Origin of the sequence: Chryseobacterium aurantiacum, from assembly GCF_003020585.1 — a bacterium.
GTDB classification, from domain to species: Bacteria; Bacteroidota; Bacteroidia; order Flavobacteriales; family Weeksellaceae; genus Chryseobacterium; species Chryseobacterium aurantiacum.
Map to the genome: position 1 here is coordinate 91,346 of NZ_PXUE01000006.1, position 21,462 is coordinate 112,807.

Below are 21,462 nucleotides of genomic sequence, written 5' to 3' on the forward strand. Positions count from 1 at the left end.
AAAAACCAATTTATTGATCTGTAAATCAATAGATTAAAAAAAAGTCTATCTAGGACTACTTCTTAAAATATTAAAGTGTAATTGCCTTCATTAGCTAAGGTTTCTTTTCCATGAAGGGAGCCTTAGCAATTTTATCGCTGGCTTATTCTGCCTTCGCTATTTAAAAAATTTTGAAGTAGGGTACATAGAAATGAGAGCGTTGAATGGTCAATATATTAATAACCAAAAAAATTATATAAATCCAACAGTTTAATTTTTTAACTTTTAAAAACATATACAATATGAAAAAATCTTTAATAGCAGTACTCATATCTGGGTTTGCTTATTCTCAGGTGGGTATTAATACAACAACCCCCAAAGCAACATTGGATGTAGTGGTAAACTCTGTAAGTTCCAATCCGGAAGGGATTATTGCTCCGCGCATGACAGGCGATGCGCTTAGGGGTAAAGACTTGCTTTATACGGCAGCCCAAAATGCTGCCTTGGTATACGTTACTGCGGCAGACACGGCTCCCGCAGGTAAAACGATTGATGTGACATCTCCAGGATATTATTATTATGATGCTACTGCCATCAAATGGATCAAGCTTGGGGTAGCTGGTGGTTCTACACCTCCCGCGACTGCTTGGTATCCTGGAGGAAATTCAGAGAGTGTTGAAAAAACCTTAGGAACCAATAATAGCTTTGACTTGCCAATGGTTACAAATGGTACTGAAAAGGCGAGATTAACAACTGCGGGTCATTTGGGAGTAGGTACTACAACACCAGCATACGGTATACATTTGGAAAGTATGGGAGATGGGAGTAAAGATAATATTGGCATCACTTCTGATACATCTCCCTCTTTCTTGACGAATCAGACTACTCCAATTTCTGGAGGTAGTGTTGGATCATTGCAATTTCGTGGTACTGGAGTAACAACATCTGGTTTATATAGTATTATAGATGCATCTAAAACTATGTCAGCTTTAGGATTAAATACAAATGGAACCGAAAAAGTTCGGATAACAGAAAAGGGTCATGTTGGTGTCAATACAACAACCCCAAGTGCTACATTGGAGGTAGCCGCACGTCCTGCTGCAGATAATTTACCGGAAGGTTTTATTCCTCCACGGTTTACAGGAGATGAACTTAGGGCAAAAAGCACTCTTTACAACATCGCCCAAAAAGGAGCAATCGTATTTGTTACAGCAGCGGATTCAGCACCTACTGGTAGAACTATTAATGTGACAAGTCACGGATACTATTTTTATGATGCTGGTGTGACAAATACCTGGATCAAATTAATTACTTTTCCATCTACTAATTACTATTCTTTAGGTACAGCTGCTTCAATAGAGGGAGCTTCTCAAAATATTAATGCCGCGGTAGATGATCCTTCACCAAGTATCGTATATCTTCAATTCCCTGTTAACCGGTATAGCAGCCAGAATTCTGGGGTTACTTTAGATGCTACTGATACGGTTTTTACATTTAGCAGAGCGGGTACCTATCAGATTACTGCAACCACGGAGATGCTGTTTGACCCTGGAACAGTTTGGAATTATCCGGCTTCATCACCAGGTGATTTCTGGATGGATATGGCCTTGTTTATAGAAATTTCACATGATGGTGGAGCAACATATAGCCGATCTAATATTGCGAGACATAGTGTTGAAAGGGATGACAATGGATCTGTCGCTACCCCACTACCTATGACTGCCTCAATTGTTCCTGTAGTTACATTTGAAAACATTGATCCAGGGGACAAGATAAGAGTAGGAATAAGACGTAGTGCGGGCGCCTTACGTATGTCCGGAATTTCTACTTTTGCTAAAAATAGCAACATCATTATTCAGAATCTTGCTCGTTAGGGCTGAAATTAAAGTTATAGACTAAATATCTTACAGACTTCTATTTATTTTTGATCAGCATAGGAACAAATATTAATATTTCCCTTTACTCTTAAAAGAGATTGATCAAAATTAAACAATATTTATACTGAAATGTTTTTTGATTTTTGATTTTTGATTTTTTTAATACTTTATTGATAATGGATTGTAATATTATCTCCCATTTCAATAAGTATAATAAAAAAACCTGCAGAAATGCAGGTTTTTTATTATTTAAGATTAAATCTAGTTCTTTTTCTTCACTTTGGTTGTCTTAACCTTTTTCACCTCATCCTTGATGAACGGATATTTTTTCTGCATATCCTTAACCAGAGATGGGTCAAGATCCAATGCTTTCTGAAGAGATTCTATTCCTTTATCCTGCTGCTTTAGATTAAAAAAGCAATTGCTTAGCTGATAAAACAGTTCTGCTCTGTGATGGCTCTTTACGGCTGCATTCAAAACCGTTACGGCTTCTTCATACTCTCCTACAAGCATCAACACTTCAGAGTAAGCATACCAGTTATAAAACCTTGAAGGTTCAGCATTTACCAATTTTTTAAGACAGGAAAGACTTTCTTCAAATTTTCCTGAATCAATGAATAAAAACGCCAATCTTTTTTGATAATCAAGGTTGTCTTCATTCAATTGGGTTGCCTCTTTGGCAAAATGTAATGCCTCTGTCATTCCGCCCATTTCTTCATACAGATAGGACTGTTCCATCATCGCAAGATAAAACTGAGGGTCTTCTCTTAGCGATTTTTGGAAAGCATTCAGGGCTACAATAGGTTGCTTCAATGCTTTATTGCATAATCCGATCTTATAAAAGGTAAATGCCTTGGTATATTCAAGTTCAAGCATTTCTTCATAAGTCTCGATTGCTTTTTGGTATTGTCCTAAAGCTTCATAACATGCTGCTTTATTGGCATAAACTCCTACAGAATTTGAATTGATGGCTATTAAATAGTCATACCCTCTGATTGATTCTTCGTAGTTTTTTCTATTGAAATAGAATTGCCCATATTCAAACCATGCAATCTCGGAATAAGGGAAGTCATCTAAATATTCATTAAGAAAGGCAATAGCCTCCTCACTCTTGTTCAGATCACTGAAACACACCATAGAATTTTCAAGGGCATATTCGTCGGAAGGGTCTTCCTTCAATGCTTTTCTATAATGCTTAAGAGCGTTAAAGGGATCTCCAAGATTCACATATTCATCCGCAATAAAGTTGTGAAGAAAATTTTCTTCTTCTTCTAAGGTTAAGGCTTTTTTGCAGATTTCAATGGATTTTCTGGGATTTCCCAGGTTCGAATAATACTTGGCGTAGCAAACCAAAAAGTCTGTATTTTCCATAGAGGAACCTTTCAGCTCATTGATAAGATCTTTAGCCGTATTATACTCTTCCCATTCCAAAAGAATCTCAAGTTTTTTAATCTTGATATCCAATGAATTAGGATGAAGCTTTAGTCCATAATTAACAGCCATATCGGCGTAATTAAAATCACCAAGCTCCAAATAATAAACAATGATATCTTCTAACTCTTCAGTATCGAAGTAGAATTCGTCATTGTTTTCCATCATTTCCTCGAACTTTTTTACAAGTTCATTTCCAAAATACTCTTCCAATAGTGTCCTCTTTGTCGGCCCGATGCCTGAAGTTACTTACAGACCCCGGCAAACGTTTAATTAATAATACATCTGAAACTGATATTCAAATATTTATGCAAAGTTGCGATTTTTTTTTGAATTAACCATTTCATAAATTTCTATTATAAAAATAGTAAAAAAAGAAAACCAATAAAAGCATTGTGGATAAAAAAATGGAAATTGGGGTTAAATTCTTATTACAAGCCTTTTTCCGGTTTGTATCTCCGTGTTCCATACTGCTTCGATATTTTTGATATCAACCACTTCTGTTTCTATTTTAATGTTTCCATCGATAGCCGCCTGAAACATTTCCGGGATGATTTCTGAAAATAAAAGAGCAAATTCTTCTTTGTCCCAGCTTCCCAATCCTGATCCTGAAATTTGAATATCTGTTCCTCTAAGAATTTGTGAAGATAACTGAATGGAGTCTCCACTCATTCCCCCTATCGTAACCAGTTTCGTCTTGTGGGAGAATGTTCCATCTCCTTTAAATGCTGATAAAATCATTTCTACAGAATGTCCCCAGATATAATCCAGTACAATATCTATAGGTGTTTCAGAGTGAATCTTCTTGATATTTTCTTTAAAGTCTTCATCACTTAAATGCAGGGATACCACTTCATCAGCTCCCAATTCTCGAAGTGCCTGCAGGGATTCTTGATTTCTTCCAGTGACAATAATTTTTTTAGCGCCATACAGCTTTGCAATCTGCACAGCAATTCTACCTGTAATTCCTGTTGCACCGTTCACCAATACAACATCTCCGGGTTGTATTCTTGCCTTAAATTTTAGGGCCATTGCGGACCCCATGACAGCATTGGGTAATGCTGCGGCTGTAGAAAAGTCTAATTCTTCAGGGATTTCAATCATCATTTTTTTATCTGCAACCGCTTGCTCTGCAACGGTTCCCTTTTTACTAAAAAAATAAACCTTTGTACCATTTTCTAAGTATCCTACTCCATCCGATCCCACAATGGCTGGCTGATGTTCTTTATGTTCGGTAGAATAATGCTTTCCACTGGCTCTTGCCTTATCGAGATTTTTGATGGACGCTGCCTTTACGGATACCAGAACTTCATTCTCATGGGTTACTTTTGGTTCCGGAAAGTCTGAATATTGAGGAGTTTGCCCTTTTTCAAATACAACTGCTGCTTTCATTGTCTTAAATTTTTATGCAAAATTATCTCCGGAAAGGCCTGCCTTGCAATAACATTTGTTATCAGTTTTAAAACAGTATCAGTAGTGAGGAAATCCAGGTCTTATTGGCCTCATCAAAGAAAATGATAAGGTTTTTCTGTGTTTGTATTATAAAAGATTTTCTTTTAGAATTTTACTTTTTATCCTGCTGAGATGCACTGTTGTAACCCCCAGATAGGAAGCAATATAATGCTGAGGAACCCTTTTAATGATCTCAGGTTTTGCTTTAACGAGATTGAGATATCGTTGCTGTGGAGTATCCTTGATGAATGAAAAGAAATGCTTCATATAATCGAATATCCTTTCAAAAAGAGCGTCCATAAATAGAGTTCTGAGTTCCGGGTTATCATAAACCTCTTCCAGAAAAGCCTCAACATCCTGTTTTTTGATTTTATAGAGAATACAGGGTTCTATAGTCTCAAAGGAAACCATACTGGGAAGCCCTTTTTTAAAGCTCTCCAAAGAAGAAAACATAGTGTTTTCCAGGAAGAACTGAAATGTCACATCCTTACCGTCATTATTATACCATGCCCTTATGATTCCTTTCTCGATATAAAAGGCATTGTATGAGACTTCTCCCTCCTGTAACAGCAAGGTTTTGGCAGGAACTTCCATCCTCTCAAAGCTGCTTAAAAACTTTCTCCATTTTTGTTTTGGGAAAGGGAATTTGTTTTTGATGTGCTCAAACATTTTGGGTATAAAAAAAGAACGGAACTTATCCAGTCCCGTTCTTTTGATTTATTTAAATTAAACTTTTAATCTTGGCAATGATATCATCTCCTAGTTTATCAGCTTCTTCCTGAGATTTAGCTTCTGTATAAATTCTGATGATTGGCTCTGTGTTGGATTTTCTAAGGTGAACCCAGTTGTTTTCAAAGTCTATTTTAACACCATCCACCGTAGAAACCTCTTCATTCTGATACTCTTGTTCCATTTTGTTTAGGATAGCATCTACATCAATCTCCGGTGTCAGTTCTATTTTCTTTTTACCCATGAAATAGCTTGGATATCCTGCTCTTAGTTCAGAAACAGTTTTGTTTTCTTTTGCCAAATGAGTTAAGAATAGGGCTACACCTACCAAAGAGTCTCTTCCGTAGTGTAATTCCGGATAAATAATACCTCCGTTACCTTCACCTCCAATTACTGCATTTTTCTCTTTCATTAAGTTCACCACATTTACTTCTCCTACAGCACTGGCAAAGTATTCTGAATTATGTGACTGTGCTACATCTCTCAAGGCGCGGCTTGAGGATAGGTTAGAAATAGCCGCTCCGTTTTTATGTTTTAGTAAGTAGTCTGCAACAGCAACCAATGTATATTCTTCCCCGAACATTTCTCCTTTTTCATCAATAAGGGCCAATCTGTCTACATCCGGGTCTACAACTACTCCAAGGTCTGCATTTTCTTTTTTAACCAATTCACAAATGTCTCCCAAATGTTCTTTTAAAGGCTCCGGGTTGTGAGGGAAATGACCTGTTGGCTCACAGTATAGTTTAATGGTTTCACAGCCTAGTTTATCCAATAGCATTGGAATTGCAATACCTCCTGTAGAGTTTACCGCATCCAGTACTACCTTGAAGTTTTTTGCTTTAATAGCTTCAACATCTACCATCGGCAAATCAAGAATCTGCTGAATGTGGATGTCAAAGGCATCTTCTCTTGTTTCGTATTTTCCAAGGTCGTCTACTTCCGCGTAATTGAAGTCTTCGCTTTCCGCAAGAGCAAGAACTTCAGCACCGTTTTCGCCGCTGATAAATTCTCCTTTTTCGTTTAGAAGCTTAAGAGCATTCCATTGTTTTGGATTGTGAGATGCTGTAAGAATAATTCCTCCGTCAGCATTCAATTCAGGTACCATTACTTCAACGGTAGGCGTTGTAGAAAGACCCAAATCTACCACATTGATCCCTAACCCTTGTAATGTTGCAGTAACTAAGGAAGAAACCATATGACCAGATATTCTGGCATCTCTTCCGATGATAAGGGTAAGATCCTTTTTATTTTTATTGTTCTGAAGCCAGGTTCCGAATGCGGATGCAAACTTTACTACATCCAGTGGTGTAAGGTTATCATTAACTCTTCCGCCAATGGTTCCGCGAATTCCTGAAATAGATTTTATTAACGACATTATGTTTTTTATTTCTTATTGTTAGTATTATAATTTGTCCGAAACAAAGATACTTAAAAAGATTTTCAACTTATAAAACAGGAATCTTTTTTTGAATTTTGTCATAGGTATTCTTTACCACTCTCGGGGGCGCAAAACGATAACCAACGTATAGCAAACCATACACATTATTGTTCTGTACCGCCTGATTTCTTGTCTCATTATAGGTATAGGCACTGAAATTCATTTTTCCACCGAATAAAAAACGGTCTGTATTGTATCCCACATGAAGACCGCCTTCCATTCTTAACGTTAAATATTGTGCATTTACTCTTGAACTATCCTCCTGAGCGCCCCGATAGGTAGAAAACTTCCCACCAAGTCCAAGGGCAAGATAAGGTGAAATATGGACATTCTTACCAAGCACCCAGTTGTAAAAGTATCCCATATTTCCGCCTATTTTATATTGTGTTTCCTTAACTTTTTTTTCCTCTACTTTATTTCTGAAAATAGTAAGGTCATAATCTATAAACGGAACCCAGCTGCCGGCGCTTTTACTTTGCCATTCGCCCTGGGTATAAATACTTTTTGCCGAAAAATTTTTGTTAAGAATATAAGACGTAGAACCTCCAAAACTCTGTACTCTTAAGTCTGGAAACTGCATATAAGGATCGCCCTCCTTCCAATCGGGAAAGAGATCCTGCATGTTTTCGATATAAAACCCTTTTACGTTTTTGTAATAAAGAGTCTGGATAAATCTTTTGGGGAATAATCTGAAACTAAAGTCTGTATAGGAGCTGTTTCCTTTCAGTGCGTTTTCCTTGTTTTCTGAAAAAAATTTGGGAGCAAACGATACCGTTGCACTTATGATTTTATAGTCAACAGATAAGGAAACTTTTGTTTTATTATTGATTGTAAATATCTGCTGTTGCTCCTTTCCCTCTTCTCCTTCTGAGAAAATAAAGCTTTCAATATTGGTATCCAGATTAGCGCGAATCATTACCTGATCTGCGTAGGATTTGATATCGGTAGTATCCTTTTGTGCACTTACCGGAATGGCAAATAAAAAAAATAATAATACAAGTACTATTCTTGGAGAACTCAAACTGGATATTTTAAATTAAAAAAATGAAATTACTACATTTTTTTCAATTATCCGTCGGTTTGAATGTTAAGAACAGCCACAGTCTTTATCGCAATTTGTTCTTTTAGAACTAAATTTCTTTGGAGCAAAGTTCTTTTTAAGTACTTTGAATAGGGAGAAACAAGCAAAAGCTACAATTAATGCAATAAGTACGTACTGAAAAATTAATGAAGAATCCATTACTTTAAAATTTGATATGCTATCATCGACACAAAATATGCCAAACCTGTCATCATAGCCACCTGAAAGCCTGTCCATTTCCAGCTTTTGGTTTCTCTATAGACTACTGCCAGTGTAGAAATACACTGCATTGCAAATGCGTAGAATAGAAGAACTGAGATTCCTGTGGCAAAACTGAAGACTTTCTCTCCGTTTGGTTTCACATCTCTTCTCATTTTATCAATCACCTTTACTTCAGGAGCATCATCTTCAAGGCTATAAAGTGTTGACATTGTTCCTACAAATACCTCTCTTGCCACGAAACTGGTAAGAATTCCCACTCCCATTTTCCAATCGTATCCCAATGGAGCAATTAACGGCTCTATTCCTTTACCCATTTTAGCAAGGTAAGAATGGTCCAGTTCAACATTGGCTGCTACCATTTCGTTTGGATTTTGTTTTGGCCCGAAATAGCTTAAAAACCAGATAATAATACTTACAATGAAGATAATCTTACCCGCTCCGGTAATGAAATCCCAAACTTTACCCAGTACCATTTTAAAGTCATAGCCAAAAAGTGGTTTTTTATAAGCAGGAAGATCCATTACCAAATAAGTTTTTCCTTTGTCCTTAATAAATCCTTTAAGAATTGCTGCGGAAAGTAATGCCACCAAAAAGCCTAGCAAGTACATTCCCATTAATACAAGTGCTTTATATTTGATCCCAAGGAAAGACCCTTCTGAAATAATTAATCCGATAATGATACTGTATACCGGAAGCCTTGCAGAGCATGTCATGAACGGCGTTACCAGTATAGTCAGTAATCTTTCTTTAACGTTTTCAATGTTCCTTGTAGAGATTACTGCCGGAATTGCACAGGCAGTTCCTGAAACAAGGGGAACGATACTTTTTCCGTTAAGTCCAAATGGACGAAGCAGTCTATCCATAAGGAAAACAACTCTTGCCATATATCCTGAATCCTCCAATAAGTAGAGGAAGTATAATAAAATTCCGATTTGCGGTGCAAACACTACAATCCCTCCTATTCCCGGAATAATTCCATTGGAAATTAATGAGTTCACAGGACCTTCCGGAAGATGTTCATTGGTAAAAGCAGCCAGCCACGAGAAAGTTTCCTCAATCCAGTTCATTGGATATTCTGCAAGGAAGAAAACGCTTTGGAAAATTACCAATAGGATGGCTAAGAAAACAACGTACCCCCAGAACTTATGAACCAAAACCTTATCCAGTTTTTCTGTTAATAATTCTTTGAACTGCGGTTTCTTGGAAATTACATTCTCTAAAATTTTATCAACGTATTGATATCTCCTAACGGTTTCCTGAACCTGTAATCTTTTAGGAACCAAACTTTTAGCATCAGATTCATTAATCTGTTCCATTACAGTTCCTATCTTTCCAAGATCTGTTCCTAATGAAAGGCTCATCCATGCTTTATATTCATTATCCAGTCCTTTATGAGAGGTCAGTTTCTGGATGAAATCTCTGTGTTCTGCCGGGGTTTCAAAAGAAAGCTTATCTGTCTTCACAAATTCATTGTTATAAACAGCATCTCTTACTTCATTGATCCCGATTTGTTCTTTGGCATTGGTTTGAATGATCTTAATGCCTAATGCTTCGGAAAACTTTTGAATATCTATCGTAATGCCTCTTCTTTCTGCCTGATCTATCTGATTCACAATCAAAATCATTGGAATACCAAGATCCTGAATCTGTTGAAATAAAAGAAGACCTCTTTTTAGGCTTAATGCTTCAAGAATATAAACAACTCCTGCATAGTTTTTCTGCTCGTCAATAAGGTATTTTGAAAAAATAGCCTCATCTTCTGAACTTGGATATACACTATAAGAACCCGGAAGGTCAATAACCTCAACATCCTCATTTTTATAGGCGTAATTCCCCGAATGGCTTGCAACGGTAACACCTGCATAGTTTCCGGTTTTCTGCTTTTTGTTACAAAGTGCATTAAAAACTGTTGACTTCCCTACATTAGGATTCCCAACTAAAAGTATTTGTTTTTTCTTGTTTGCCTGCATTAATTCAATTCTTCAACAATGATATAATCTCCTTCTTCCTCACGAAGAGCAATCCGGCTTTTCTCTGCTCCAAATTCCACATACATGGGCCCATTGAATGGGGCCTGGTACAAAATCCTGAATACGGTCTCCGGAAGGAGTCCCATTTCAATGATTTTATTGGGCATTTTCAGATGGTCATTATCATATCCCAATATCTTTCCCATTTTGTTTTTAGGAAATCCACTTAATTTATGTAATTCGTTCTCTTTCAAAGCCTAAATTTTTGTCTTGCAAATATACGCTATTTAAATTTAATCTAAATAACGATTGCCCATAAAAGAAATCAACCCAAATACATTACTGTATCTGGGTTGACTCGAAATATAATTTAGTTGATATGAATGCTTATTTTTTCTTTTTGTCTGAAGCAGGCTGCTCTTTTTCGATAGGGTTATCATTGGAGTTATAAAAGTCCTTGTATTGCTTCTCTTGTTTCTTCATCATGTCTCCAAGTGTTCCATCCATTCCGGGAATTGTTTTAGACATCATGTCCTGAGTCATCATTGGGCGTACAGAGGCAAATGGATCTTTTTTGAAATCACTGAATGTTTTTTCAAATTTTTCTTTGGATAGCTCATTTACTTTTCCTCCGGATGCATGCATCAAGTTTTCTATGTAGGAAAATTCTGTATAATCCTTTACTTTTTTATTTCCTTGTAATACCCAAGAATAATTTTTATCTGCGTCTTCAATCTTTACAATAAGCCCCGGAAGTCCATAAAACTTGTAAGGACCGTCCTGAAAAGGAATATCTGTAGTAAACCATGCTGTCCACTTTCTTCCTCCAAACTCAGTGGTTGCCTTTTGGGCATTGTATTCTCCTATCTTTTGTTTATCACCAAGAATGCTCCAGTTGAACTTTAGATCTTCAGTGTAACCAATATTACTTGGTGTAAAACCATTTGCAATTTTGTCTACATACTGAACTTTCATACCGGGATAAAGCTTATATATTCTTGCAGAAATTTTTGGTGTTTTAAGAGACTTGCTAAGGTCTTTCATTATCCCTGCTTTTTGCATGGCTTCTATTTCAACTTTCATGATAGAATCCTGTGCTATTATGGTATAATCCTGATAAACTGATCGGTTTTTATCTGTAATGTCTAAGATTGTAATTACCTTATCTAGTTTTGCAGAATCTTTTTTAGGTTTAAAAGTCAGTTCATAAAAGAATCGGTTGGCCGTTTCTTTAGTATCCTGAGCACTAGCAAAAGCAAAAAGAGTGATAAGAAATACTGAAAATAACTTTTTCATTTTTCAAGTTTTATTAATTAGTAAGAGGATATCGAATTTTGTTACAGTTTTTTCCAATTTTCTTTTACGGGTGATTTAAAACATTAAAAATTATGATTCCGTTAAAACATTTTCAGGTTTAAAAGTTTTAACTTTAATCCTCTCAAAAACAAAATATTATGGACACTTTATCACAATTTAAAAATGAGCTGGAAGCGGAGTATCAGACCACCAGAAAATTTTTTGAAACTTATCCTGACTCAAAAAATGAGTATGCACCTCATGAAAAAAGCATGAAATTGATGCCTCTTGCCACTCATATTGCTGAAATCTTTGAATGGCCCAATACGATGCTTAAAACCTCTGATCTGGATTTTGGAAGCGGTGATTATCAGCCTAAAAAACTTTCAACTAAAGAAGATCTTTTACAGGCTCTCGATCAAAATTTCAAATCGGGTAAACAGGCTCTTGAAGAAGCCCATGAAAATGACCTTAATGGAACCTGGGCGCTAAAGAACAATGGCCAGGAGCTTGCAAAATGGACAAAATACGAATCTATCCGTCATGCATTGAATCAAATTACCCACCACAGGGCACAGCTAGGTGTTTATTACAGGCTAAATGATATTCCTTTGCCGGGAAGCTATGGCCCATCTGCAGACTATCAAGGCTTTTAGCGGATCAATATATCTCAAAAAAAACCAATCCCTGGGGATTGGTTTTTTTATTTTATTTAAAGTTAAATTTTACGCTAAACATAACCTGGCTTGGGCGAAGCTGCATGGTTGTTTGTGTAATGGTTGCATCTCCCACATTGATTCTTTCAAATACTTTTCTGTTGGCAATATTCATCCATTTTAATTCGAAATCTACTTTTTTCTTGGTCCAGCTGAATTGGTATGAGACATCAAAAAAGCCATTATTTAATTTTGTTTCTCCCAATTTTGAGTTGATCTGATCCCAGTAGAATCCTATGGTATGGCTTTCCAGTGGATAGAAGAATACATTTAAATTGTGTGTATAGCTTTCTGTTTTTCCTAAATTATTTTGAATAATTCCGTTGGATTGTTTATTCCAAGACTTTGTCATGTTGAAGTCTACACTCATCCATGAGAAATAGGTATTATTGAATTTAAACCCTAAAGAGTTTGCTCCATTCTCGGTACTTAGGTCTTGTTCATTTCTTCTGGATTCCGATTTTGATGTAGTATTATTAAATGACAGGGAGGCATTGGTTTTAAATTTTGGAAAATATTTTCCAATTTCTGCGTAATAGCTATTGCTTGTTCTTTTATTTTCGCGTTCAATATATTCAATAACACTAAAACCTAATTCGTTTACTGCGCTGGATGCCAATAAATTATTTTTAGCATCGCTCAATCTATACCCCACATTAAAGAAAAGATTATTAAGAGGATTTCTATATTCCAATCTTACTCCTGCATTTTTGGTTGTCGTCTGTGGTATTGGGTTTTTAGGGTTCATTACATTAAACCCTCCCGGACTTGTCAGAATATATCCGGCATAGGCGGTTTGTATATCTCCAAAATTATTGTTGATACCTCCGCTCATACTCGCTTTAAAGAAAGAAGCAAAAGAATATTGAGCAAAAATATTGGGTGTAAAAGTTACTTTATTTAAAGATTTTGAAACATTTCTGAACTCGTCTTCAGCTCTTATATTATTAAAGTTTACAGGGAAGTTAGAAAATAAGCTCCAGGCTTCTGATTTATAGCTAACTCCAACAGAAGCTGATGGATTCACCTTGGTGAATTTCAAATTATTTTCATAGGCCAGAGTACTGAAATCAGGTTTGTTATCAGTTGTAATTCCATCAAAATTGGTGATTAACTTGTCCGTAGAAAAATCAATTCCCACTTGTGGAGTGAACGTCCATCCTTTGGTAGAAAAACTGATATTTGCAGAATGGGATGTATCTAAGCTTTTAATTCTGAAGCTTTGTAAGGCTGTACTTCCCGGAGCAAACTTAATGGTTGTAAATTCATCTGTAGCTTTCTCCCTATAAGGAAACTGTAAATAGTTGGCCGGAGAAATTTCCATTACTTGTTTATCGTTCTGATAACTAACATAGGATTTGAAATTTACCATTTTCTCTTTCCAGGGGATAATTGTACTCAAAGAGTTTTGAAACGATGAAGTAGGTGACTGTAACGCTTCATTTCCAAATCTATAGCCAATTTTATCATTTCTTTCTGCAAAAGCTCTGTCTCCGTTCCAAAACTGAGAAAATGTGGTTGTGTTTTTAAAAAAACCTTTTTTGGCATTTTTAGTAAAAATCAATTCGCCTTTTAATTTATCAGTATAAAAATTATTCAGGAATCTAGTATTGTATTGTGTTCCTTGCTGAAGATCTGTGGTAACACTATTTGATTCTCTTTCTACTGCATTATTAGTATAGTTGGCATTGGCCTTAAGCTCCCATTCTTTTTTCTTGTCAATATTAGTGAGATAATTGGCAGAAAGGTAATGTACATTGTTCAGTAAATACCTTTTTACCGGAAGATTGGGTGCTTCTGCATTTTCTACACTCAGCCAATTATTTTGAGAAACATTTGATCTTCTTCCTTCCCATCCGCTTCCAAAAGCAAGGATATTTCCTTCATTTTCCACCTGCTCACCCATGTTATTGGTTTTATAGTTGACTACCCATTGGCTTTTCTGCCCGAAAAACATGGGAGTCAGCTTTACATTCCAAAGCCACGGATCTCCAAAACCTGTTCCTACTTCTCCTCTACCCGTCATGGTTACGGAGTTTTTAAGTTTTATGTTAATTGCTGCCTGATCTGAAGGTACTTTATCCTGAAGAATTTTTACAGGCTGGTGGTTTTCAAGAACTTCAACCTTTTGTACAACGTCTTTCGGAAGGGAGTTATTAATGGTACCGTAGCCGCCCTCCATAAGATCTTTTCCGTTCACATAGAATTTATTGATGGCATTTCCTTGGTAAAGAATGGTTCCATCGGTATTGACTTCAATTCCGGGAATTTTTTTCATTACATCAGCCAGGGTTCTGTCGTTTTTACTGTTGAATGCCTTTAGATCATAAGAGATGGTGTCTCCTCTTGCAGTGATCATTTTGGTTTTCAATTGTACCTCCTTTATTTCTGTAGCTTCAGACTGCATTTTAAAATTCAGAACCTGATCGCTGTTTCCGATCTGCTTTGTAAGCGGTTTTTGGTTGAAAGCCTTTACTTTAAGATCTACATTGGGTTCTGTAGAAGTAAAATTCACTTTGTATTCTCCTTTAGAATTGGTAATTCCGTAGGCAAGGATGGCATCTTTACCAGGCTCTTCAATGGTCACACTGGCACTTGGTATAGCTACCCCGTCATCATCAGTGATCTTCCCTGAAACCGTTTTCTGTGCGAATGTAAGCACACTAAAAAAAAGAATCAGAAATAAGGAAATATTTTTTTTCATATTTACTGTTTGAATAATTAGTTAATCATTGTGGTTTTTCGTTACACTTTTTTAAAGATGTATTTTATCTGCTAAAGTTAAATCATATCACTAAAAATATCGTTATATTTTTTTATTAAGGGTTAGAAAGAACTTTCAACTTTGGATTTGACAGATCTATTTGGAGAGACCAGGTTTGTTATTTGTTGGATAAAGTCACTTATCGTTGAATAATTAAAACCGTAACTACCACATTTTCAACGTTTAAATTAATTATAAAAAAAACAGGTTTTTATTTTCAAATTAAAAATATTTGGTTGGTTTAGAATTTTTAAAATTTAAATTCCAAATACGTTTGCATTAATTGAATTAATATAATGCTGTATCTATTTATTCTTTATTTTATCCACTTTTCGCGCCCTATTATTGTTAGGTAAAATCTATATATTCGTTGCTGAATAGATTTCTATTCGTTAAGATAGTGTTTTTGCCCTGCACATTGTTGCAGGGTATTTTTATTGATATTTATATAAAAAAAATGAAATTTTCATCACAAAATAAATAAATAGTTATTTTAATTAATTCTAAATAATAAATTCAATGTAAGGTATACATTAAAAAAAGCTTAAACCTGGATTCGTAAATAATTATTTAATAATTTTGTAACATAAAATTTACAAAATGGGAATTATTTTAAAGCCTATAGATATTGTAGATGATATTTCTAAAGAAGAATTCTACGAAAAATATCTAAAGCCAAGAAGGCCCGTTGTCATCAAAAATATGGCAAAAAACTGGCCGGCTTACCAAAAATGGACGATGGAATACATGAAAGAGGTTGTAGGAGATGTGGAAGTCCCGTTATATGACAGTTCAAAGGCAGATCCCTCTGCTCCCATCAATTCTTCCGCTGCCAAAATGAAGTTCGGTGATTATATAGATCTTATTCAACGCGAGCCTACAGATTTGAGAATCTTCCTGTTCGATCCTATAAAATATGCTCCAAAACTTCTCGAAGATTATATTTCTCCCAAGAAATTAATGGGCGGATTTCTTGATAAGTATCCTAATATGTTCTTTGGCGGAAAAGGGTCTGTGACATTCTTACATTTTGATATAGATATGGCGCATATTTTCCATACTCACTTTAACGGAAGAAAGCATGTTCTTCTTTTTGATTATAAATGGAAAGAAAGATTATATCAAATTCCATATGCTACCTATGCGCTTGAGGATTATGATATTGAAAATCCTGACCTTACCAAATTTCCTGCATTGGATGGTGTAGAGGGTATTGAGTGCTTCCTTGAGCACGGAGATACATTGTTTATGCCTACAGGATGGTGGCATTGGATGAAGTATCTGGATGGTTCATTCTCTATTTCATTAAGAGCATGGGACAAATCTTGGGCAGTAAAGGCACATTCTTTATGGAACCTTACAGTACAGCGCAAGTTTGATGATATTATGAAGTCCAACTTTAGAAAGAAGTATATGGACTGGAAAGAAAAGGTTGCTATTAAGAGAGCAGAGATCGCCTTAAAAAGAGGCTTACCGAAATAAGTAAAAAAGACGTTTCATACGAAGCGTCTTTTTTTAGTTTATTATTTGATTTACAATATACTACAAGACTCTATAAACAGGATACTGCCTAAATGTTTTTTCTTCGAAATAAGGTGAGTGCCTGTAGATCCAATCCAGCTGTGATTCCCCATCTTCAGAAAGTTTTTTATCTGATCTTTTGGCTTCTTCAAAGGTTTCTTTTAGCTTTTTATCGTTTCTCAACAGTTCTGCAGCGGTATCCTCAAAAATATACGCCGAATAATATTCTTTTTGGGCCAAAATTCCGTCAAAAAAATTCCAATTAAAAAAAGAGTCTAAAGCCTCAGGCTCAAGGGTTTCAATAATATATTTTACACCAGGCTGGTTGGTAGAAATCATATAATCGCCTGCGGTAAATATTTTATTTTTAGAAGCTTTGTCTACAGTGGTTTCATAATGCAGATAATGTCCCTCGTAAGGATTTTTTACGGTTTTAAAATCTCTGATCTTATAGGATTCTACTAAAACTGTACTGTCTTTCTGAATGGGCTTCATCTGAATTCCATTTCTTTTGAATTCTTCAATAACCTTGTACTGTGACTGCGGAATTATGTAGTATTTAGGAATGGTAATATACCCTGTAGGAATGGCGGTGGTAAAAAGTTTGATATTTTTTGTAAATGGTTTGCTTCTGTCATAGTACAGTCTTGGTTTTCCGGAAACTTCACTGGGTTTATATTTTCCCTCGTACCCTTTAAAATCCATCGTGTTAAACTTTGTAGAATCTATTTTCCATCGGATCCCGTATTGCCTTCCTGCCTGGTATTGCTTTAAGTTATCCAGACGAAGCTGCTTTATTTTTTGATAGTCTTTATCTAAATTCTGAAGATTAACCTGCATATATTTGTAAGTAGCATCTACTCTTTTGTCATATGGTTTCAGCATATGGGTTTCAGGGACTGTACCCAATGAATTGAACAAGGTTGTATACCCTGTGGAATATCTCGGAGAATCTTCAAAGGATGCAAAACCAACTTCAGGAACATCGCCGTGAATGTTTACATAGGGAGTACTTTCATATCCTAATTTCTTCATATCATCAAGGTTTTTGGCTTGGTAGTCATTATAGAAATAGGTTCCAAGAACATCTCCCAAACGTTCTTTAAATGTTGAAATATAAGTAAATGTATATTGATAGTCTGCCCCATTACTTACATGATTGTCTATAAAAACATCCGGTTTTAGCCATTGATAAATTTCCTGAAAGCTTTTTGCATTTTTAGAGTCTGCCTTAATGAAGTCCCTGTTCAAGTCATAGTTTCTTGCATTTCCTCTAAATCCATATTGTTCCGGCCCGTTCTGATTAGCTCTGGAATGGGATCCTCTGTTCAACATTCCGCTGATATTGTATGCAGAAATAGCGGCTATAACAAAGTTTTGGGGTGTCTTAATCTTCTTGGCTGCCAGGTCACGCATCAGCATCATGGTTGCATCAATTCCGTCTGGCTCTCCGGGATGGATTCCGTTATTAACGAAGAGAACAGCTTTATTTTTTCTCAGTTTATCAATATCCTTTTCCGGAAAGGGGTTGTAAATGATCACATAAATGGGTTTTCCATTATCATCTTCTCCTTTTTTAAGATATTGAATGGTATTAAAGTTTTTGGCTAAATCTTCATAATAAGAATTCATCTCATCATAGGTAACAGTTTGGTTACCATTCCCTTTTTCAAAAGGAGTCTGAAATGTTTTCTGAGCAAAAAGCAGTGATGAACTCAGTGTGAGCAGTAGGTATTTCAGTTTCATTGACTTATTATTTTCTGGATTTAAAATTAGTCAATATGAAGATGTCAAAAAAAGTAAAATGACAAAAAGACGAAATTGTTCTGTAAAAATGAAAAACCTCATAGGTTTCGAAAACGTATGAGGTTTATTTAAAATTATTTATTTCTTCCTTTTTCATCAGGATACAAGGATGGAAGCGGGTCACTTTGCCAGAATTCTCTGGTGTCTATATCCATGATGGACAGAGCTCCTGTGAAAGCTGCTCCGGTATCCATATTCCAGACATTGGCTTTGTTTACAGGGATTTTACTTCCAATATCCAGTGTTGGGGTATGCCCTATAAATATTTCCTTGAATAAAAGCAGTCTTTTCGGGTATAACTCGGAATTCTTTTTTAGTTTCTGATCCATTGCTACTGCCGTTTCCCAAAGGGTTCTGTCCCAGCGGTAGTTGCTGGAATACACTTCTTTTTCGGGACCATGCATGGAAGCATATCCTGCATGAATAAATAATCGGTTTTGATCGTCCACATGATAGCTTTTCATCCCTTGAAAGAATTCAAGGTGACTGTCCAGGTCTTCCAACTGATACTCTGCATAGTTTTCCACCGTGCTTTTTCCGCCATTAAAAAGCCACATATCAGGATCTTGTCCCAGTGCCAGCCAATCTTCACACCAGGTATCATGGTTTCCTTTAATGAAAATACACTCTTGCTTTTGAGAAAGATCTATTAGAAACTGAATAATCTGCGAAGATTCACTCCAACCATCTACATAGTCTCCAAGGAAGATTAATTTATCATTTGGAGTAACCTCAGCACGTTCAAAAATTTGCTGCAATGCTTTAAACCCTCCGTGGATGTCACCTATTACTAAAGTTCTGCTCATCTTTTATATTTTTACCTATCTCTTAATTGGCTTTACAATTTTTATGCTTTTCGTGGGTTCTTTTATCTTGCTATTTCGATATATATTTTGAATCTACAAAGTGCGTGAGCCATACTCCGTTTGCAGACTGATAAAAGAACAGTCCATCTTCGTGCATTTTTCCTGTTCTGATGGTCAGAATAACGGGCTTACCATGTCTCTTCCAACTTTTATAGCAGTTTCTTTATCTGCGCTTAAATGTACGTGTTGACGGCTTCTTTTTTCGATTCCTTTTTCCAAAATAGAAGATATATTAGTTTCTGCAGTTCCATGATAAAGAAATTCAGGGGGTTGCAATGCTTCCAAGGCCAGATCTATATCGATAGAATGTCCCTGGCTGGCTCTGATTTTGGTTTTATCATCATTGAATGCAAACCTTTTCTTATTATTGGTTTCTACTACCTCATCTAGTTCCTCTATGGTAAAATGCATTCTTTTTTTAGCTGATTTTGTTCTCAGCTCTTCTACATTTGCCCATCCGCTTTCATCTAGCTTTAGGCCTATACTTTCAGGTTGGTGCCTTAGAATAAGGCTTAAAAATTTACTTATTTTCTTTGTTTCTATTTCGTTCATGGTTGGTGTTCTTATTAATTAGCAATTATAATATTCGGGGGCGAACGTCACTGCTATTCCTGTTATTTTTGATAGGTCATCTGCATATTTATCAAAGGTATAAACTCCGGCTTCAGAAATCTCTGAGAATCTCCCATTTGATAAACAAACGGAAAGAAACGAACCTCCCTGCCCTTTTGCAGGAAGCATATTCTGAATTTCAAACCCTTTAATATCAGTCAAAATAAATAATTTACTTCTTTTGCTATCTGAAAATCCTAGTAAATTATTTTTCTGATCCACCCAAAGCAACATTTTATTATTGAATATCTTCAATATTTCATCCGGCGTTCTGAATAAATAATCTTCATAATTCTTTACCCCAGCATGGTCAATTTCCATGTATTTATCAACTTCTACTTTTTCGTTGTATCCAGGTAGCCTTTCTTCAGGGGGATTCTTTAAGTCTACTTCCTCTTTTGGGGAAAAGAGGTTTGATATTATTTTTATGAAGGGTTTCATTATTATATGGAGTATTTATTATCCCTCAGGCAAGGTTTACCAGTTTATCAAATAACAGTTTCATTCCTTTTGTTGCGGGTTCTTTCATCACTACGGCTCTTTGCCCGTAGCCAAAACCTGTTTCGTTGGGATTGATTACAATTAAAAGACAATCATCCTTGATATCATGGATCAGTCCGGCCGCTGGATATACCTGTAGTGAGGTTCCAATAACCACTAAAATATCTGAATCTTTTACCAGATCTCTCGCCGTCTGATACAAAGGAACATCCTCCCCAAACCAGACAATAAAGGGTCTTAACTGGGCTCCGTCTTCGGCTTTGTCACCAAGGTTGATATCTCCTTTTTGTTCATAAATCAGGCTTTTATTATTACATGAGCAAGACTTGAACAATTCTCCGTGAATGTGAAGAATATTGGTGGAACCTGCTCTTTCGTGCAGATCATCTATATTTTGGGTAATAATCTGAACCTCAAAATGTTTCTCCAGTTCTGCCAGTAATTGATGGGCTTCGTTAGGTTCTACTTCATGAAGCTGGCGTCTTCTTTGGTTGTAAAATTCCAAAACCATCTCTCTATCTCTTCTCCACCCTTCCGGACTTGCCACGTCTGTTACTTTATAGTTTTCCCAGAGACCATCTCCGTCTCTGAATGTTTGTATTCCGCTTTCGGCACTGATTCCTGCTCCGCTTAATATGGTTAGTTTTTTCATTGGTTTAATCTAATAGTTTTTTGTAGATCATTTCATTTTCATCATCAAAACAAACAAATATAATTTTCTTTATGATTTCTGACTGAAACTTTTTTACCTCATCTAAGGCAATTTTTCCTGCCAGCTCTTTTGGAAACCTATATATTCCTGTACTGATATTAGGAAAGGCAATGGTTTTCACACCAAGACTTTCTGCTAATTTTAAAGAATTATAATAGCAGTTTGCCAGAAGCTTTGATTCTCTTTCTTCATTTCCGTTCCAAACGGGTCCCACAGTATGAATCACATATTGTGCAGGAAGATTTCCCGCTGTAGTTACAACCGCTTCTCCCGTATTGCATCTGCCTTGTTTATTTCTTATCGCCCTGCACTCTTCTAAAATCAATGGTCCTCCGGCACGATGAATAGCTCCGTCTACTCCACCACCACCCAATAGGGACGAATTGGCTGCATTTACTATCGCATCAGCTTGGATCTTTGTGATGTCTCCTTTTATTATTTCAATTTTCATTGTGTTTTATTTTTTTGCAATGAATACACTATTTTTTC

At 36.0% G+C, this 21,462-nt stretch carries 17 protein-coding genes and 1 pseudogene; 3 read left to right on the forward strand and 15 right to left on the reverse strand.

Annotated features, from left to right (window positions below; translation table 11 throughout):
- The first annotated feature begins 281 nt into the window (after positions 1-281).
- Entirely contained in the window at positions 282-1,853 is a 1,572-nt protein-coding gene (locus tag C7D53_RS17815; RefSeq protein WP_106917758.1) for a hypothetical protein, read from the forward strand.
- Between the two features lie 264 nt (positions 1,854-2,117).
- On the opposite strand, the gene C7D53_RS17820 is transcribed toward C7D53_RS17815, so the two are convergent.
- The 8 genes from C7D53_RS17820 to C7D53_RS17855 form a co-directional block, all read right to left on the reverse strand.
- Positions 2,118-3,500, reverse strand: coding sequence for a tetratricopeptide repeat protein (locus C7D53_RS17820; RefSeq protein ID WP_106917759.1), 1,383 nt, complete (start codon positions 3,498-3,500; stop codon positions 2,118-2,120).
- A 207-nt stretch (positions 3,501-3,707) separates the two neighbouring features.
- Entirely contained in the window at positions 3,708-4,679 is a 972-nt protein-coding gene (locus C7D53_RS17825; RefSeq protein WP_106917760.1) for a quinone oxidoreductase family protein, read from the reverse strand.
- Positions 4,680-4,826: 147 nt separating this feature from the next.
- The gene (locus C7D53_RS17830; protein WP_106917761.1) at positions 4,827-5,408 is read right to left on the reverse strand and encodes a Crp/Fnr family transcriptional regulator; all 582 of its coding nucleotides are present in this window, start codon (positions 5,406-5,408) and stop codon (positions 4,827-4,829) included.
- A 52-nt stretch (positions 5,409-5,460) separates the two neighbouring features.
- A complete protein-coding gene (gene glmM, locus C7D53_RS17835) occupies positions 5,461-6,843 on the reverse strand; it encodes a phosphoglucosamine mutase (RefSeq protein ID WP_106917762.1) in 1,383 nt (460 codons plus the stop codon).
- A 70-nt stretch (positions 6,844-6,913) separates the two neighbouring features.
- Positions 6,914-7,927 (reverse strand): DUF4421 family protein, encoded by a 1,014-nt coding sequence (locus tag C7D53_RS17840; protein ID WP_106917763.1) that lies wholly within the window; start codon positions 7,925-7,927, stop codon positions 6,914-6,916.
- Between the two features lie 218 nt (positions 7,928-8,145).
- Positions 8,146-10,179: a ferrous iron transport protein B gene (feoB, locus tag C7D53_RS17845; RefSeq protein ID WP_106917764.1), complete on the reverse strand. Its 2,034-nt coding sequence runs from the start codon at positions 10,177-10,179 to the stop codon at positions 8,146-8,148.
- Positions 10,179-10,433, reverse strand: a complete 255-nt coding sequence (locus tag C7D53_RS17850) for a FeoA family protein (RefSeq protein WP_076352849.1) — start codon at positions 10,431-10,433, stop codon at positions 10,179-10,181. The genes feoB and C7D53_RS17850 overlap by 1 nt, the downstream gene beginning before the upstream one ends.
- Before the next feature lie 133 nt (positions 10,434-10,566).
- Entirely contained in the window at positions 10,567-11,475 is a 909-nt protein-coding gene (locus C7D53_RS17855) for a GLPGLI family protein (protein WP_106917765.1), read from the reverse strand.
- Between the two features lie 158 nt (positions 11,476-11,633).
- Between C7D53_RS17855 and C7D53_RS17860 the strand changes: the two genes are divergently transcribed.
- Positions 11,634-12,131 carry a DinB family protein gene (locus tag C7D53_RS17860; RefSeq protein ID WP_106917766.1) on the forward strand — a complete coding sequence of 166 codons (498 nt, stop codon included), beginning with the start codon at positions 11,634-11,636 and terminating at the stop codon, positions 12,129-12,131.
- 52 nt (positions 12,132-12,183) lie between these two features.
- Here the strand turns inward: C7D53_RS17860 and C7D53_RS17865 are convergent, their stop codons facing one another.
- The gene (locus tag C7D53_RS17865; protein WP_106917767.1) at positions 12,184-14,895 is read right to left on the reverse strand and encodes a carboxypeptidase-like regulatory domain-containing protein; all 2,712 of its coding nucleotides are present in this window, start codon (positions 14,893-14,895) and stop codon (positions 12,184-12,186) included.
- Between the two features lie 660 nt (positions 14,896-15,555).
- Here C7D53_RS17865 and C7D53_RS17870 point away from each other — a divergent pair.
- Positions 15,556-16,437, forward strand: a complete 882-nt coding sequence (locus C7D53_RS17870) for a cupin-like domain-containing protein (RefSeq protein WP_106917768.1) — start codon at positions 15,556-15,558, stop codon at positions 16,435-16,437.
- 60 nt (positions 16,438-16,497) lie between these two features.
- On the opposite strand, the gene C7D53_RS17875 is transcribed toward C7D53_RS17870, so the two are convergent.
- The 6 genes and pseudogenes from C7D53_RS17875 to C7D53_RS17900 form a co-directional block, all read right to left on the reverse strand.
- The gene (locus C7D53_RS17875) at positions 16,498-18,222 is read right to left on the reverse strand and encodes a M14 family metallopeptidase (RefSeq protein WP_106917769.1); all 1,725 of its coding nucleotides are present in this window, start codon (positions 18,220-18,222) and stop codon (positions 16,498-16,500) included.
- Positions 18,223-18,356: 134 nt separating this feature from the next.
- On the reverse strand, positions 18,357-19,088 hold the full coding sequence (locus C7D53_RS17880; protein WP_106917770.1) for a metallophosphoesterase family protein: 732 nt from the start codon (positions 19,086-19,088) through the stop codon (positions 18,357-18,359).
- Positions 19,089-19,158: 70 nt separating this feature from the next.
- A pseudogene (locus C7D53_RS17885) lies at positions 19,159-19,700 on the reverse strand (RNA 2'-phosphotransferase).
- Between the two features lie 18 nt (positions 19,701-19,718).
- The gene (locus C7D53_RS17890; protein WP_106917771.1) at positions 19,719-20,201 is read right to left on the reverse strand and encodes a hypothetical protein; all 483 of its coding nucleotides are present in this window, start codon (positions 20,199-20,201) and stop codon (positions 19,719-19,721) included.
- Between the two features lie 25 nt (positions 20,202-20,226).
- On the reverse strand, positions 20,227-20,913 hold the full coding sequence (locus C7D53_RS17895) for an SIR2 family NAD-dependent protein deacylase (RefSeq protein WP_106917772.1): 687 nt from the start codon (positions 20,911-20,913) through the stop codon (positions 20,227-20,229).
- Positions 20,914-20,917: 4 nt separating this feature from the next.
- Complete coding sequence (locus C7D53_RS17900) at positions 20,918-21,424, reverse strand: O-acetyl-ADP-ribose deacetylase (protein ID WP_106917773.1); 507 nt, start codon at positions 21,422-21,424, stop codon at positions 20,918-20,920.
- Positions 21,425-21,462: the final 38 nt, after the last annotated feature.